Consider the following 14,698-nt stretch of genomic DNA (forward strand, 5'->3'; position numbering starts at 1 on the left):
TCTTACTTCTTCTCAACCAGATATTTCACGGTATCAGCATACTGTTGTACGAAGATATCCATGCTGCTGGTGTCCATGCCCTGCATGTTCAGCTGATATTTGCCGTTAACAAACATCGCTGGAACGCCCTGAAGCTGGAGGTCAGCAGCCGCTTTTTCCTGCTGGGCAACCAGTGATTTCACCACGAAACTGTTCCATGCGGCATCGTACTCTTCACCTTTCACACCGGCATCCACGAATACTTTACGGATATCCGCAGTGGTCTGAACGGTCTGGGTTTTCTGTACGGCTTCAAACATTGGGGCGGTGATCTTATCTTCCACGCCCAGTGCGATAGCTACCGCCCACGCCTGAGTCAGGTCTTTGCCCAGCGGGCCCAGGAACTCAACATGGTATTTCGTCATTTTGGTGCCTTCCGGCAGCTTTTTCTTCACGTTGTCAGAGACATGCAGCACCTGCTCGAACTGATAGCAGTGTGGGCAATAAAACGAGAAGAACTCCAGAACCTGTGGCTCTCCGGCAACTGGCTTGTCCAGCGTAATGTACTGCTTACCATCGGTAAACTGTGCAGCAGAAGCGCTAAATGCCAGAATCATACCTGCCAGCGCCAGCCAAATTTTTTTCATGATCAACTCTCTCCTGGGTGTGTCCAATTAATACATCGGCGTTAATTGCAGAGGGGGTTCTTGTAGAACCTTAACCTGCTCAGTAAATGCGGATATCTGGCTGCGCCAGTAATCCTCTCCGGTAAGCCACGGGAAATTTCGGGGAAATGCGGGATCATCCCAACGCCTGATTAACCATGCGAGATAATAAACAAAACGCATCGCACGTAAAGGCTCTATCAAGGCAATTTCGTCTGAATTAAAGGGGCTAAATTCTTCATACGCTTCAATAATGGTTTCAAGCTGCATTCTCTGCTCGGCTTTATCACCATTGAGCAGCATCCACAAATCCTGAACCGCTGGCCCCATGCGAGCATCATCGAGATCGACAAACAGTGGGCCATCGCGCCAGAGAACATTGCCAGCATGGCAGTCTCCATGCAAACGCAGCGTGGAGATGTCATCACGCCAACAGGCTTTCACCGCCTCAATAAGTTTGTCGGTCGCGCTAAGGAATTTATCCTTTAATCCACCAGGAATAAGTGTCGAGGTTTCGAATACCTGCCGTGGCTCGATAAGGTATTCCTGAATACCGATGGTCGGGCGGGCAATAAACGGCTTTTTGCGTCCCGTCTGATGAATGCGCCCCAGGTAGCGGGCAACCCATTCCATCTGGTCGATATTATCAGCTTCAAACTGACGCCCGCCCAGGCTTGGGAATACGGCGTAATAAAAACCTTCGTGGGTAAGCAGCGTTTGGTTGTTAAATTTCAAGGGCGCAGCAACGGGAACATCGTCATCCAGCAGATCGTGGGCAAACTGATGCTCTTCCTGAATTTGTTCTGCAGACCAACGTTTAGGACGATAGAACTTTACAACGAAGCGCTGGCGCTCCTCATCCTGAAACTGATAGACGCGATTTTCGTAGCTATTTAACGGGGTTAACCCAGAATCCACCCGAATACCCTGCTCGAACAGGGCGTCCATAATGGTATCCGGGTGTAATGTCTGGAAAGTAAAAGCCTGGTCGTTCATCCGATCATCCGGAAATTATACGAATGATTCAGGATATCATCTTGTGGCGATTTCGGTGGCTCCGCTTACAAGCTTTTACTCTTTAATTACCCCACGCGCACGCAGCAATGCGGTTTTAAAATCTTCCTCATAATCTTTCTGAATACCAGGAATAACAGCATCTTTGGCTGAATCACGCATTTTAAGGTGGTAGATCAGGATGTCGTCAGAAAGGTCTGTCAGCTCGCCGTCAAAACCTGACTCTTTCGCCAGTTTCTGTAAAAATTGCATCAGATTCAGCTCTGGCTCTTTTTGCCAGGCTGGCTGGAGGAGTTCAATAACTTCATTCAGACGTTTACATTTCATGGTGGTGCTCCTTTCATTTAGAGAGACACGTTAGCAGGGTCAATCCCACAATAAAAGAGGCGATATTAGTGAATGAATGCCAGAAAATCATCGGTGTCGTTCTGGCCGGTGGCAGAGCGACCCGAATGGGCGGAGAAGATAAGGGGCTACAGCTGCTGAATGGAAAGCCCTTATGGCAGCATGTCGCTGACAGGCTTGCAGATCAGGTGTCGACAATCACGCTCAGTGCTAATCGTCACATCGCTATTTACCAACGCAGCGGATTCCCCGTTTATCAGGATAACCTGGCAGATTATCCTGGGCCTCTTGCTGGGATGCTCTCGGTCATGCAGCAGGCTAAGGGGGGGTGGTTTCTCTTTTGCTCCTGCGATACACCCTTTATTCCGGCTTGCCTGGTAGAACGCATGGTACAACAGCGCGGTGACTCGCCCGTGGTTTGGGCACATGACGGTGAGCGCGATCATCCGACGATCGCCCTGATTCATATATCGTTAGTTTCTGACCTGCAGGCTTACCTGGCTGCTGGAGAAAGAAGGGTGATGGTGTTTATGCGGCAGGCAGGCGGACATCCGGTTGATTTTAGCGATGTGAAGCCAGCATTTGTGAACGTGAATACGACAGAAGATTTGCAGGCACTGCAGGAGAAGAAATGACACCTGTTTTAGCAATTTCCGCCTGGAGTGGTACCGGGAAAACCACGTTACTCAAAAAGCTGATACCTGCACTGTGCGCCAGAGGTATTCGTCCAGGTTTGATTAAGCACACGCATCATAATATGGATGTCGATACGCCCGGTAAAGACAGCTTTGAGCTGCGTAAAGCGGGTGCGGCACAAACGATGGTGGCAAGCACTCAGCGCTGGGCATTGATGACAGAAACCCCGGATGAGGCGCCGTTGGATCTCGCGTATCTGGTCAGCCGGATGGATCACTCCACGCTGGATCTGGTGCTGGTTGAGGGGTTTAAGCACGAGGCTGTGGCGAAGATCCTGCTATTCAGGAGCGATGCCGGGCATGATGTTAGTGAGTTAACGCTGGATGAGCATGTAATTGCGGTGGCCAGTGATGTTGTATTGCCGCTTGAGGTTCCGGTGCTGGATTTAAATGACGTGGATGGAATTGCGGAATTTATTGTGGCGTGGAGTGCGGTCTGACTTGCGGGGTGGCGGCTTTGCCTTACCCGGCCTACAACATTCGGTGCTCCAGAAACGCAAAAAGGCCATCCTTGCGGATGGCCTCTCTACTTATTTGATGCCTGGCAGTTCCCTACTCTCACATGGGGAGACCCCACACTACCATCGGCGCTACGGCGTTTCACTTCTGAGTTCGGCATGGGGTCAGGTGGGACCACCGCGCTAAAGCCGCCAGGCAAATTCTGTTAAATCTGTATCAAAGCTGAAAATATCGTGTCTGTCTCTTCGCCAAAACACCTTCGGCGTTGTAAGGTTAAGCCTCACGGTTCATTAGTATCGGTTAGCTCAACGCATCGCTGCGCTTACACACCCGACCTATCAACGTCGTAGTCTTCAACGTTCCTTCAGGACCCTTAAAGGGTCAGGGAGAACTCATCTCGGGGCAAGTTTCGTGCTTAGATGCTTTCAGCACTTATCTCTTCCGCATTTAGCTACCGGGCAATGCCATTGGCATGACAACCCGAACACCAGTGATGCGTCCACTCCGGTCCTCTCGTACTAGGAGCAGCCCCCCTCAATTCTCCAGCGCCCACGGCAGATAGGGACCGAACTGTCTCACGACGTTCTAAACCCAGCTCGCGTACCACTTTAAATGGCGAACAGCCATACCCTTGGGACCTACTTCAGCCCCAGGATGTGATGAGCCGACATCGAGGTGCCAAACACCGCCGTCGATATGAACTCTTGGGCGGTATCAGCCTGTTATCCCCGGAGTACCTTTTATCCGTTGAGCGATGGCCCTTCCATTCAGAACCACCGGATCACTATGACCTGCTTTCGCACCTGCTCGAGCCGTCACTCTCGCAGTCAAGCTAGCTTATGCCATTGCACTAACCTCCTGATGTCCGACCAGGATTAGCTAACCTTCGTGCTCCTCCGTTACTCTTTGGGAGGAGACCGCCCCAGTCAAACTACCCACCAGACACTGTCCGCAACCCGGATTACGGGTCTACGTTAGAACACCAGCCATTAAAGGGTGGTATTTCAAGGGCGGCTCCACGCAGACTGGCGTCCACGCTTCAAAGCCTCCCACCTATCCTACACATCAAGGACCAGTGTTCAGTGTCAAGCTATAGTAAAGGTTCACGGGGTCTTTCCGTCTTGCCGCGGGTACACTGCATCTTCACAGCGAGTTCAATTTCACTGAGTCTCGGGTGGAGACAGCCTGGCCATCATTACGCCATTCGTGCAGGTCGGAACTTACCCGACAAGGAATTTCGCTACCTTAGGACCGTTATAGTTACGGCCGCCGTTTACCGGGGCTTCGATCAAGAGCTTCGCGTTGCCGCTAACCCCATCAATTAACCTTCCGGCACCGGGCAGGCGTCACACCGTATACGTCCACTTTCGTGTTTGCACAGTGCTGTGTTTTTAATAAACAGTTGCAGCCAGCTGGTATCTTCGACTGATTTCAGCTCCACCCGCAGGGGCTTCACCTACATATCAGCGTGCCTTCTCCCGAAGTTACGGCACCATTTTGCCTAGTTCCTTCACCCGAGTTCTCTCAAGCGCCTTGGTATTCTCTACCTGACCACCTGTGTCGGTTTGGGGTACGATTTGATGTTACCTGATGCTTAGAGGCTTTTCCTGGAAGCAGGGCATTTGTTACTTCAGCACCGTAGTGCCTCGTCATCACACCTCAGCGTTAATAAGGTACCGGATTTACCTGGAACCTCCGCCTACATGCTTAAACCGGGACAACCGTCGCCCGGCTAACATAGCCTTCTCCGTCCCCCCTTCGCAGTAACACCAAGTACAGGAATATTAACCTGTTTCCCATCGACTACGCCTTTCGGCCTCGCCTTAGGGGTCGACTCACCCTGCCCCGATTAACGTTGGACAGGAACCCTTGGTCTTCCGGCGTGCGGGCTTTTCACCCGCATTATCGTTACTTATGTCAGCATTCGCACTTCTGATACCTCCAGCAACCCTCACAGGCCACCTTCAACGGCTTACAGAACGCTCCCCTACCCAACAACACATAGTGTCGCTGCCGCAGCTTCGGTGCATGGTTTAGCCCCGTTACATCTTCCGCGCAGGCCGACTCGACCAGTGAGCTATTACGCTTTCTTTAAATGATGGCTGCTTCTAAGCCAACATCCTGGCTGTCTGTGCCTTCCCACATCGTTTCCCACTTAACCATGACTTTGGGACCTTAGCTGGCGGTCTGGGTTGTTTCCCTCTTCACGACGGACGTTAGCACCCGCCGTGTGTCTCCCGTGATAACATTCTTCGGTATTCGTAGTTTGCATCGGGTTGGTAAGCCGGGATGGCCCCCTAGCCGAAACAGTGCTCTACCCCCGAAGATGAGTTCACGAGGCGCTACCTAAATAGCTTTCGGGGAGAACCAGCTATCTCCCGGTTTGATTGGCCTTTCACCCCCAGCCACAAGTCATCCGCTAATTTTTCAACATTAGTCGGTTCGGTCCTCCAGTTAGTGTTACCCAACCTTCAACCTGCCCATGGCTAGATCACCGGGTTTCGGGTCTATACCCTGCAACTTAACGCCCAGTTAAGACTCGGTTTCCCTTCGGCTCCCCTATACGGTTAACCTTGCTACAGAATATAAGTCGCTGACCCATTATACAAAAGGTACGCAGTCACCTAACAAGTAGGCTCCCACTGCTTGTACGTACACGGTTTCAGGTTCTTTTTCACTCCCCTCGCCGGGGTTCTTTTCGCCTTTCCCTCACGGTACTGGTTCACTATCGGTCAGTCAGGAGTATTTAGCCTTGGAGGATGGTCCCCCCATATTCAGACAGGATACCACGTGTCCCGCCCTACTCTTCGAGTTCACAGCAAGTGTGCTTTCGTGTACGGGACTATCACCCTGTACCGTGCGACTTTCCAGACGCTTCCACTAACACACAAGCTGATTCAGACTCTGGGCTGCTCCCCGTTCGCTCGCCGCTACTGGGGGAATCTCGGTTGATTTCTTTTCCTCGGGGTACTTAGATGTTTCAGTTCCCCCGGTTCGCCTCGTTAACCTATGTATTCAGTTAACGATAGTGTGTCGGAACACACTGGGTTTCCCCATTCGGACATCGCCGGGTCAAAGGTTCATATCACCTCGCCGGCGCTTTTCGCAGATTAGCACGTCCTTCATCGCCTCTGACTGCCAGGGCATCCACCGTGTACGCTTAGTCGCTTAACCTCACAACCCGAAGATGTTTCTTTCGATTCATCATCAAATTGCGAAAATTTGAGAGACTCGAACACACATAACATGTGTGTCGTTTCAATTTTCAGCTTGATCCAGATTTTTAAAGAGCAAATATCTCAAACGTCACCCGAAGATGAGTTTTGAGATATTAAGGCAGGTGACTTTCACTCACGAACCAGCAAGTGGCGTCCCCTAGGGGATTCGAACCCCTGTTACCGCCGTGAAAGGGCGGTGTCCTGGGCCTCTAGACGAAGGGGACACTGAAGTCTCAATCGCAAGACGCCTTGCTATTTACTTTTCATCAGACAATCTGTGTGGACACTACAAAGGCAGGTTCTTTAAGGTAAGGAGGTGATCCAACCGCAGGTTCCCCTACGGTTACCTTGTTACGACTTCACCCCAGTCATGAATCACAAAGTGGTAAGCGCCCTCCCGAAGGTTAAGCTACCTACTTCTTTTGCAACCCACTCCCATGGTGTGACGGGCGGTGTGTACAAGGCCCGGGAACGTATTCACCGTAGCATTCTGATCTACGATTACTAGCGATTCCGACTTCATGGAGTCGAGTTGCAGACTCCAATCCGGACTACGACGCACTTTATGAGGTCCGCTTGCTCTCGCGAGGTCGCTTCTCTTTGTATGCGCCATTGTAGCACGTGTGTAGCCCTACTCGTAAGGGCCATGATGACTTGACGTCATCCCCACCTTCCTCCAGTTTATCACTGGCAGTCTCCTTTGAGTTCCCGGCCTAACCGCTGGCAACAAAGGATAAGGGTTGCGCTCGTTGCGGGACTTAACCCAACATTTCACAACACGAGCTGACGACAGCCATGCAGCACCTGTCTCAGAGTTCCCGAAGGCACCAAAGCATCTCTGCTAAGTTCTCTGGATGTCAAGAGTAGGTAAGGTTCTTCGCGTTGCATCGAATTAAACCACATGCTCCACCGCTTGTGCGGGCCCCCGTCAATTCATTTGAGTTTTAACCTTGCGGCCGTACTCCCCAGGCGGTCGACTTAACGCGTTAGCTCCGGAAGCCACGCCTCAAGGGCACAACCTCCAAGTCGACATCGTTTACGGCGTGGACTACCAGGGTATCTAATCCTGTTTGCTCCCCACGCTTTCGCACCTGAGCGTCAGTCTTTGTCCAGGGGGCCGCCTTCGCCACCGGTATTCCTCCAGATCTCTACGCATTTCACCGCTACACCTGGAATTCTACCCCCCTCTACAAGACTCTAGCCTGCCAGTTTCGAATGCAGTTCCCAGGTTGAGCCCGGGGATTTCACATCCGACTTGACAGACCGCCTGCGTGCGCTTTACGCCCAGTAATTCCGATTAACGCTTGCACCCTCCGTATTACCGCGGCTGCTGGCACGGAGTTAGCCGGTGCTTCTTCTGCGGGTAACGTCAATTGCTGAGGTTATTAACCTCAACACCTTCCTCCCCGCTGAAAGTACTTTACAACCCGAAGGCCTTCTTCATACACGCGGCATGGCTGCATCAGGCTTGCGCCCATTGTGCAATATTCCCCACTGCTGCCTCCCGTAGGAGTCTGGACCGTGTCTCAGTTCCAGTGTGGCTGGTCATCCTCTCAGACCAGCTAGGGATCGTCGCCTAGGTGAGCCGTTACCCCACCTACTAGCTAATCCCATCTGGGCACATCTGATGGCAAGAGGCCCGAAGGTCCCCCTCTTTGGTCTTGCGACATTATGCGGTATTAGCTACCGTTTCCAGTAGTTATCCCCCTCCATCAGGCAGTTCCCCAGACATTACTCACCCGTCCGCCGCTCGTCACCCAGGAGCAAGCTCCCTGTGTTACCGCTCGACTTGCATGTGTTAGGCCTGCCGCCAGCGTTCAATCTGAGCCATGATCAAACTCTTCAATTTAAGTTTGATGCTCGTGAATTAAACTTCGTAATGAATTACGTATGTTCACTCAGAGACTTGGTATTCATTTATTGTCCGGAGACATTAAGAATCCATGTCACTTTGAGCGCCCACACAGATTGTCTGATAAATTGTTAAAGAGCAGTGCCGCTTCGCTTTTCGCAGCGGCGCGGGGTGTGCATATTACGCTTTCCCGCTTCAGAGTCAAGCATTTATTTTCGCTTTTCTCTGCTGACCCGGCGGCGTGTGTGCCGTTGTTCCGTGTCAGTGGAGGCGCATTATAGGGAGTTATTCTGAGGTGACAAGAGGAAATTTAAAAAAAGTTTCTGTCCGTGTTTTTTTTCACCAATACCGGTGAAATCAAGCTACAAATTGTTCTATTTGATGTATCTGCAACCACAATCACACCCGAGGTGGCATACTTATCAGCATGAATCATTAAGGAATAAAAGCGATGCCCTTAAGCGCACAACAGCTGGCAGCCCAAAAAAACCTGTCATATGTACTGGCAGAGAAGCTGGCTCAGCTGATTTTAGCGGGTAAATATGCCCCGGGTAGCATCCTGCCGGGCGAAATTGAACTGGGAGAACAATTTGGGGTTAGCCGCACAGCCGTTCGCGAAGCTGTGAAAACGTTAACGGCAAAAGGCATGGTGCTTCCGCGTCCGCGCATTGGCACGCGAGTGATGCCTCAGGCAAACTGGAACTTCCTCGATCAGGAACTACTCTCCTGGTGGATGACTGAAGATAATTTCCATCAGGTCGTCGATCATTTTCTGGTAATGCGCAGCAGCCTCGAACCTCAGGCGTGTCTGCTCGCCGCCACGCTCGGAACTGCCGAACAAAAAGCCCAGCTTAATACCTTAATGGCAGAGATGGCCTACCTGAAAAAACACTTTAACCGCGAACGCTGGGTTGAAGTTGACATGGCCTGGCATGAACATATTTATACGATGAGCGCCAACCCGTTCCTGACCTCCTTTGCTTCATTATTCCATTCGGTGTACCACACTTACTTTACCTCTATTACCCATGATGAAGTGGTGAAGCTGGAGCTGCACCAGGCAATTGTAGACGCCATTCAGGAGAGCGACGGGCAGCGGGCCCTGAGCGCGTGTCAGACATTGCTGGCCGCGCCCACCCACCAGCAGGTGACTAAATGACAAAGAAAAAAGCGCGCAGCATGGCCGGATTGCCGTGGATTGCAGCCATGGCGTTTTTTATGCAGGCACTGGATGCCACTATCCTTAACACCGCACTTCCCGCGATAGCCCAAAGCCTCAACCGTTCCCCACTGGCGATGCAGTCCGCTATCATCAGTTACACCCTGACGGTCGCGATGCTGATCCCCGTGAGCGGGTGGCTGGCTGACCGTTTCGGCACCCGTAAGATATTCATGCTGGCCGTAACGCTTTTCACGCTCGGCTCTCTGGCCTGCGCGCTCTCAACCTCCCTCACGGAGCTGGTTATCTTCCGCGTGCTTCAGGGGATCGGCGGCGCGATGATGATGCCCGTCGCGCGTCTGGCGTTATTGCGAGCCTATCCGCGCAGCGAATTACTCCCGGTGCTGAATTTCGTCACTATGCCAGGTCTTGTTGGCCCGATACTGGGTCCGGTACTCGGCGGGGTGTTTGTCACCTGGGCAAGCTGGCACTGGATCTTCCTGATTAATATTCCGATTGGTGTGGCGGGCCTGTTTTATGCCCGCAAGTATATGCCGGACTTCACCACGCCAAGACGCAGCTTCGACATGGGCGGCTTTTTCCTGTTTGGCCTGAGCCTGGTGCTGTTCTCCAGCGGGATGGAGTTGTTTGGCGAGAAGATCGTCGCGACGTGGATGGCACTCTCCGTTATCCTCGGCGGTATTCTGTTATTCCTTCTTTATATACGTCACGCGCGCCGTCACCCGGCACCGTTAATCTCCCTGGGGCTCTTTAACACCCGAACGTTTTCCGTAGGGATAGCAGGCAACATTGCATCACGTCTGGGGACGGGTTGCGTACCGTTCCTGATGCCATTGATGCTGCAGGTCGGTTTCGGCTACCCGGCCCTGATTGCTGGTTGCATGATGGCCCCCACGGCGATGGGTTCGATCCTGGCAAAATCAACCGTCACGCAGGTGCTGCGCTGGTTTGGCTATCGTAAGACGCTGGTTGGGGTGACGGTGTTTATCGGGCTGATGATTGCGCAGTTCTCATTACAGTCCGCCGCGTTGCCGGTCTGGATGCTGATCCTGCCGCTGTTTGTGCTGGGCATGGCGATGTCGACGCAGTTCACGTCGATGAACACCATCACCCTCGCCGACCTGACTGACGAGAACGCCAGCAGCGGCAACAGCGTGCTGGCCGTCACACAGCAATTATCGATAAGTCTGGGCGTTGCCGTGAGTGCGGCGGTGCTGCGGTTTTATGAAGGCTTCGACAGCGCGAATACCGTTGAGCAGTTCCACTATACCTTTATTACCATGGGCGCACTCACCGTGGTGTCGGCGCTGGTCTTTATGCTGTTAAAACCGAAAGACGGCCGAAACCTGATTAAAGAACGCCACAAAGAGAAAGCTAAACCGAACCGCGTTCCATCAGAACAGGAGTAAGCTGCAGACGTTGCTGCTGCAGCGAGGGCTGCGCCATACGGTGGATCAACACGTCGATGGCCAGCTCGCCCAGTTCATCTTTTGGCTGATGGATCGTGGTCAGCGGCGGCGTCATGTAGCTGGCCAGTTCGATATCGTCGTAGCCAATCACCGCCATATCGTCCGGCACGCGTAGCCCCGCCTGATACAACGCCTGGTAGGCACCAAACGCCATCGCGTCGTTACCAATAAACACCGCCTGCGGGCGCGGCTTTTGCGCCAGCAGTTTCTGCATCGCCTCGAAACCGCCGTTGAACTCAAAGTCGCCGGTGATCCGATAGCCATCAGGAATGGCAAGCCCCGCCCGTTCCATGGCAGAGAGATACCCTTCCAGACGCAAACGCGCCGGAGTTTTATCTAGCGGCCCCGTAATACAGGCAATGCGAGTATGGCCTTTATCAATCAGGTGCTGAGTCGCCATATCGCCGCCCAGCAGGGAGTTATCCTGAATCAGATCGCTGGTGCCGTCGAACGGTGCCCAGTCCATCATCACCGTTGGGATAGAAGGATAACGCTGGATAATCTCTTTCGAGGGCTGGTGCGTTTCGGTACAGAGCAGCAGTAGCCCGTCGACGCGTTTTTGCATCAGCGTTTCCAGGTTGCGGTTCATGCGCTGCTCATCGCCTTCGGTATTGCACAGCACCAGGCTGTAGCCACGCTCGAAGCAGCTGCGCTCCACGCCGCGCACAAGTTCAGAATAAAAAGGGTTGGTACTGGCGGTGATCAGCATACCGATGGTGCGCGTCTGGTTAAGCTTGAGGCTGCGCGCCAGCGCCGACGGCGCATAGTTGAGTTCTTTTATCGCCGCGTCGACTTTTTCCCGGATCGCCTCGCTGACGAAGCGATCGTTATTGATGACGTGAGAGACCGTCGAGGTAGAAACTCCCGCCATGCGGGCGACATCTTTCATTGTGGCCAAGCGTTACCCCTGCTGACTTAAGAATTCATCGATCTCTTTACGCCACGGAACGGAAGGCTGGGCACCCTTACGCGTCACCGCAATCGCGGCGGCAGCATGTGCGAAGCGGATGGCCTCATCCATTGCTCTTCCTTCCAGCAGCGCCGTCACCAGCGCACCGTTAAAGGTATCTCCCGCCGCAATGGTATCGATGGCTTTAACCTTAAAGCCCGGCACGCGGCGGCCTTCGCCATTGGCACTTACCCACACCCCGCGGCTACCAAGGGTGATAATCACGGTGCCGATGCCTTTATCATGCAGTGCACCCGCGGCTCGCGCAGCATCGTCATCATTTTCTACGCGGATGCCCGTCAGCTTTTCCGCTTCGGTTTCGTTCGGCGTAATGATGTCCACCAGCGCCAGCAGCTCGTCTGATAATACACGGGCTGGAGCCGGGTTAAGTACGACAGTGGTATGATTTTCATGTGCAATTTTGGCGGCAGCCAACACGCTTTCAACCGGTGACTCCAGTTGCATCAGCAGGGCGTCGGCTCCGCTAATGATTGCACGTTGCGCTTCTACACGCTCCGTTGTCAGCGCAGCGTTAGCGCCAGCATGAATACCGATGACATTCTCACCTTCCGCGTTGACGAAAATCAGCGCCACGCCAGTAGATTCCCCTTCGACTACGCTCACTGGCGAAACATCAATGTTGTCGCTCGCCAGCTGTTTGCGTACGCGCTCACCGGTATCGTCATCGCCGGTACAGGCGATAAACGCGATATTCGCCCCGCTGCGTCCGGCGGCGACGGCCTGGTTTGCGCCTTTACCGCCGAAGGCCACCTGGTACTGGTTACCCGTGACGGTTTCACCCGGTGTCGGGAAGGTTTCAAGGTTAAGAATGTGATCGGCATTGATACTGCCAAGGACGACGAGGTTGCCTGCGGTTTTCATGGTTGGGTTGTCCATCTGAGAGCGCCACCGGTGTTACCCGGTGGCGTATGCCACACTTTTCTTTATTGGTGTCCCTCAGGCAGCCAGCGACTGCCTGATTCGCCTTTTACTGCTTGATGACCAGCTTCAGGTCAACCGGGTATTTGGCCTGAACTTTTTCGCCCTTCAGCACTTTGTCGGCAGTTTCAACGCCAGTCGCGCCAATCTGCTCAGGCAGCTGAGCGATGGTCGCAGCCAGTTTGCCATCATTTACTGCTTTTTCACCATCCGGCGTGCCGTCAAATCCGACAACCATCACATCAGATTTACCTGCGGTCTGCAGGGCACGCAGCGCGCCCAACGCCATTTCGTCGTTCTGCGCGAATACAGCCTGCACGTCAGGATGCGCAGTCAGCAGGTTCTGCATAACGTTCAGACCTTTAGTACGGTCGAAGTCTGCCGGCTGGCTCGCCAGCACGTTGAATTTGTGTGCCGCCACAGCCTGCTGGAAGCCTTCACCACGCTCACGGGCTGCGGACGTACCGGCAATGCCCTGCAGTTCGATAACTTTCGCGCCTTCGCCGGCTTTCTTCGCGATGTAATCACCGGCGATTTTGCCGCCCAGCACGTTATCAGACGCAATGTGGCTGACCACCTCACCTTTAGACGCCTGACGGTCCAGAGTGATCACCGGAATTTTCGCCTGGTTTGCCATCTTCACGGCGTTACCTACGGCATCAGAATCGGTTGGGTTGATCAGCAGAATTTTGGTGCCACGAACGGTTAAGTCCTGAACGTTGGCCAGCTCTTTCGCTGGGTTGTTCTGAGAATCCAGCACCACCAGGTTGTAGCCCAGTTTGTCCGCTTCTTTCTGCGCGCCGTCCTTCAGGGAGACGAAGAACGGGTTGTTCAGGGTAGAGACAACCAGCGCGATGGTATCTTTCGCCATGGCGTTAGCACTTACGGTTGCGCTCAGCGCGACAGCAGAAACCAGGGTAGCCAGTTTTTTCATGTTCATATCTAAGATGTCCTGTAGTGTCGTCAGTTACTGTTTTTTGTTGTCTACCAGTACCGCCAGCAAAATCACCACTGCCTTAACGATCATCTGGTAATAGGAGGAAACACCTAACAAATTCAAACCATTATTCAGGAAACCAAGAATCAGTGCGCCGATCAATGTCCCAACAATGCGACCTTTACCGCCCGCAAGACTCGTACCGCCCAGAACCACTGCCGCAATGGCATCCAGCTCATACCCCGTACCCGCCGTCGGCTGCGCAGAAGAAAGGCGCGCCACTTCGATGATGCCCGCCAGTGACGCCAGCAGACCGCACAGGGAGTAAACGATAATTTTAACTTTATTCACGCTGATACCGGACAGGCGCGTTGCCGCTTCGTTACCGCCCAGCGCATAGATATAACGGCCCAGACGGGTGTGATGCAGCATGTACCACGCCGCCAGGAAGACGATAGCCATGATCCAGACCGGGGTAGGAACACCCAGCGGGCGACCGATACCGAACCAGCCGAACAGATCCGCATTATCGGTAAAGCCGGTATTCACCGGGCTGCCGTTGGTGTACACCATGGTCACACCGCGCAGCAGCAGCATCATTACCAGCGTGGCGATGAACGCCTGAACGCGGCCCTTTGCCACAATCACGCCGGTTACGGCACCAATCGCCGCGCCTGCCGCCAGGGCAGCGGCCACGGCCACCAGCGCGTTGACCTCTATCCCGACAATTGAAGCGGCGATCGCACCGGTGAGCGCCAGCAGGGAACCGACGGACAGATCGATACCCGAGGTCAAAATCACCAGCGTCATGCCGACCGCCATAATGGCGTTCACCGACGTCTGCTGCAGAATATTGAACAGGTTATTAACGGTGAAGAAATTCGGGCTCATGGTCGACACAATCGCGATCAGCACCAGCAGGGCAATCAGCGATTTTTGTTCCATCAGCCATGCCTTCGTGAAATAGCGGCGACCAGAAACAGCCTGGGTAGTCATC

11 protein-coding genes, 1 tRNA gene and 3 rRNA genes are annotated in these 14,698 nt (G+C 53.5%); 4 read left to right on the forward strand and 11 right to left on the reverse strand.

The window, feature by feature from the left end; genetic code table 11:
• Nucleotides 1–2 precede the first annotated feature (2 nt).
• From dsbA to EXW94_RS13190, 3 genes are all read right to left on the reverse strand, one after another.
• On the reverse strand, nucleotides 3–626 hold the full coding sequence (dsbA, locus tag EXW94_RS13180) for a thiol:disulfide interchange protein DsbA (RefSeq protein ID WP_010436806.1): 624 nt from the start codon (nucleotides 624–626) through the stop codon (nucleotides 3–5).
• 27 nt (nucleotides 627–653) lie between these two features.
• On the reverse strand, nucleotides 654–1,640 hold the full coding sequence (locus tag EXW94_RS13185; protein WP_174340292.1) for a serine/threonine protein kinase: 987 nt from the start codon (nucleotides 1,638–1,640) through the stop codon (nucleotides 654–656).
• Nucleotides 1,641–1,715: 75 nt separating this feature from the next.
• Entirely contained in the window at nucleotides 1,716–1,985 is a 270-nt protein-coding gene (locus tag EXW94_RS13190; RefSeq protein WP_010436801.1) for a YihD family protein, read from the reverse strand.
• Nucleotides 1,986–2,053: 68 nt separating this feature from the next.
• Between EXW94_RS13190 and mobA the strand changes: the two genes are divergently transcribed.
• Nucleotides 2,054–2,638: a molybdenum cofactor guanylyltransferase MobA gene (mobA, locus tag EXW94_RS13195; RefSeq protein WP_174340293.1), complete on the forward strand. Its 585-nt coding sequence runs from the start codon at nucleotides 2,054–2,056 to the stop codon at nucleotides 2,636–2,638.
• On the forward strand, nucleotides 2,635–3,138 hold the full coding sequence (gene mobB, locus EXW94_RS13200; protein WP_174340294.1) for a molybdopterin-guanine dinucleotide biosynthesis protein MobB: 504 nt from the start codon (nucleotides 2,635–2,637) through the stop codon (nucleotides 3,136–3,138). The genes mobA and mobB overlap by 4 nt, the downstream gene beginning before the upstream one ends.
• Before the next feature lie 99 nt (nucleotides 3,139–3,237).
• Here the strand turns inward: mobB and rrf are convergent.
• The 4 genes from rrf to EXW94_RS13220 all read right to left on the reverse strand — a co-directional run bounded on the left by rrf (nucleotide 3,238) and on the right by EXW94_RS13220 (nucleotide 8,224).
• Nucleotides 3,238–3,353, reverse strand: a 5S ribosomal RNA gene (gene rrf / locus EXW94_RS13205).
• 73 nt (nucleotides 3,354–3,426) lie between these two features.
• Nucleotides 3,427–6,331 (reverse strand): 23S ribosomal RNA (locus tag EXW94_RS13210).
• Nucleotides 6,332–6,523: 192 nt separating this feature from the next.
• Nucleotides 6,524–6,599, reverse strand: a tRNA-Glu gene (locus EXW94_RS13215).
• Nucleotides 6,600–6,684: 85 nt separating this feature from the next.
• Nucleotides 6,685–8,224: ribosomal RNA gene (locus tag EXW94_RS13220) — 16S ribosomal RNA — on the reverse strand.
• Together the 16S, 23S and 5S rRNA genes with 1 tRNA gene alongside form the textbook arrangement of a ribosomal RNA operon.
• A gap of 454 nt (nucleotides 8,225–8,678) precedes the next feature.
• Here EXW94_RS13220 and EXW94_RS13225 point away from each other — a divergent pair.
• Nucleotides 8,679–9,386 (forward strand): FadR/GntR family transcriptional regulator, encoded by a 708-nt coding sequence (locus tag EXW94_RS13225; protein WP_174340295.1) that lies wholly within the window; start codon nucleotides 8,679–8,681, stop codon nucleotides 9,384–9,386.
• On the forward strand, nucleotides 9,383–10,816 hold the full coding sequence (gene mdtD / locus EXW94_RS13230) for a multidrug transporter subunit MdtD (protein WP_174340296.1): 1,434 nt from the start codon (nucleotides 9,383–9,385) through the stop codon (nucleotides 10,814–10,816). The genes EXW94_RS13225 and mdtD overlap by 4 nt, the downstream gene beginning before the upstream one ends.
• Here the strand turns inward: mdtD and rbsR are convergent.
• From rbsR to rbsC, 4 genes are all read right to left on the reverse strand, one after another.
• On the reverse strand, nucleotides 10,782–11,774 hold the full coding sequence (gene rbsR / locus EXW94_RS13235) for a ribose operon transcriptional repressor RbsR (protein WP_108417221.1): 993 nt from the start codon (nucleotides 11,772–11,774) through the stop codon (nucleotides 10,782–10,784). The two genes, mdtD and rbsR, sit on opposite strands and share 35 nt — an antisense overlap.
• A gap of 3 nt (nucleotides 11,775–11,777) precedes the next feature.
• On the reverse strand, nucleotides 11,778–12,707 hold the full coding sequence (gene rbsK, locus EXW94_RS13240; RefSeq protein WP_089598353.1) for a ribokinase: 930 nt from the start codon (nucleotides 12,705–12,707) through the stop codon (nucleotides 11,778–11,780).
• 106 nt (nucleotides 12,708–12,813) lie between these two features.
• Nucleotides 12,814–13,704, reverse strand: a complete 891-nt coding sequence (gene rbsB, locus EXW94_RS13245) for a ribose ABC transporter substrate-binding protein RbsB (protein WP_023333911.1) — start codon at nucleotides 13,702–13,704, stop codon at nucleotides 12,814–12,816.
• Nucleotides 13,705–13,731: 27 nt separating this feature from the next.
• A complete protein-coding gene (gene rbsC / locus EXW94_RS13250; RefSeq protein ID WP_006808742.1) occupies nucleotides 13,732–14,697 on the reverse strand; it encodes a ribose ABC transporter permease in 966 nt (321 codons plus the stop codon).
• Nucleotide 14,698 lies beyond the last annotated feature (1 nt).

The organism is Enterobacter sp. JMULE2, assembly GCF_013337145.1.
In the GTDB taxonomy this organism is placed as follows: domain Bacteria; phylum Pseudomonadota; class Gammaproteobacteria; order Enterobacterales; family Enterobacteriaceae; genus Enterobacter; species Enterobacter mori.

Excerpts from the sequence above, each read along its gene's own strand:
- dsbA (WP_010436806.1), bottom strand. The coding sequence starts at position 626 with ATGAAAAAAATTTGGCTGGCGCTGGCAGGTATGATTCTGGCATTTAGC.
- EXW94_RS13185 (WP_174340292.1), bottom strand. The coding sequence starts at position 1,640 with ATGAACGACCAGGCTTTTACTTTCCAGACATTACACCCGGATACCATT.
- EXW94_RS13190 (WP_010436801.1), bottom strand. The coding sequence starts at position 1,985 with ATGAAATGTAAACGTCTGAATGAAGTTATTGAACTCCTCCAGCCAGCC.
- mobB (WP_174340294.1), top strand. The coding sequence starts at position 2,635 with ATGACACCTGTTTTAGCAATTTCCGCCTGGAGTGGTACCGGGAAAACC.
- EXW94_RS13225 (WP_174340295.1), top strand. The coding sequence starts at position 8,679 with ATGCCCTTAAGCGCACAACAGCTGGCAGCCCAAAAAAACCTGTCATAT.
- mdtD (WP_174340296.1), top strand. The coding sequence starts at position 9,383 with ATGACAAAGAAAAAAGCGCGCAGCATGGCCGGATTGCCGTGGATTGCA.
- rbsK (WP_089598353.1), bottom strand. The coding sequence starts at position 12,707 with ATGAAAACCGCAGGCAACCTCGTCGTCCTTGGCAGTATCAATGCCGAT.
- rbsB (WP_023333911.1), bottom strand. The coding sequence starts at position 13,704 with ATGAACATGAAAAAACTGGCTACCCTGGTTTCTGCTGTCGCGCTGAGC.
- rbsC (WP_006808742.1), bottom strand. The coding sequence starts at position 14,697 with ATGACTACCCAGGCTGTTTCTGGTCGCCGCTATTTCACGAAGGCATGG.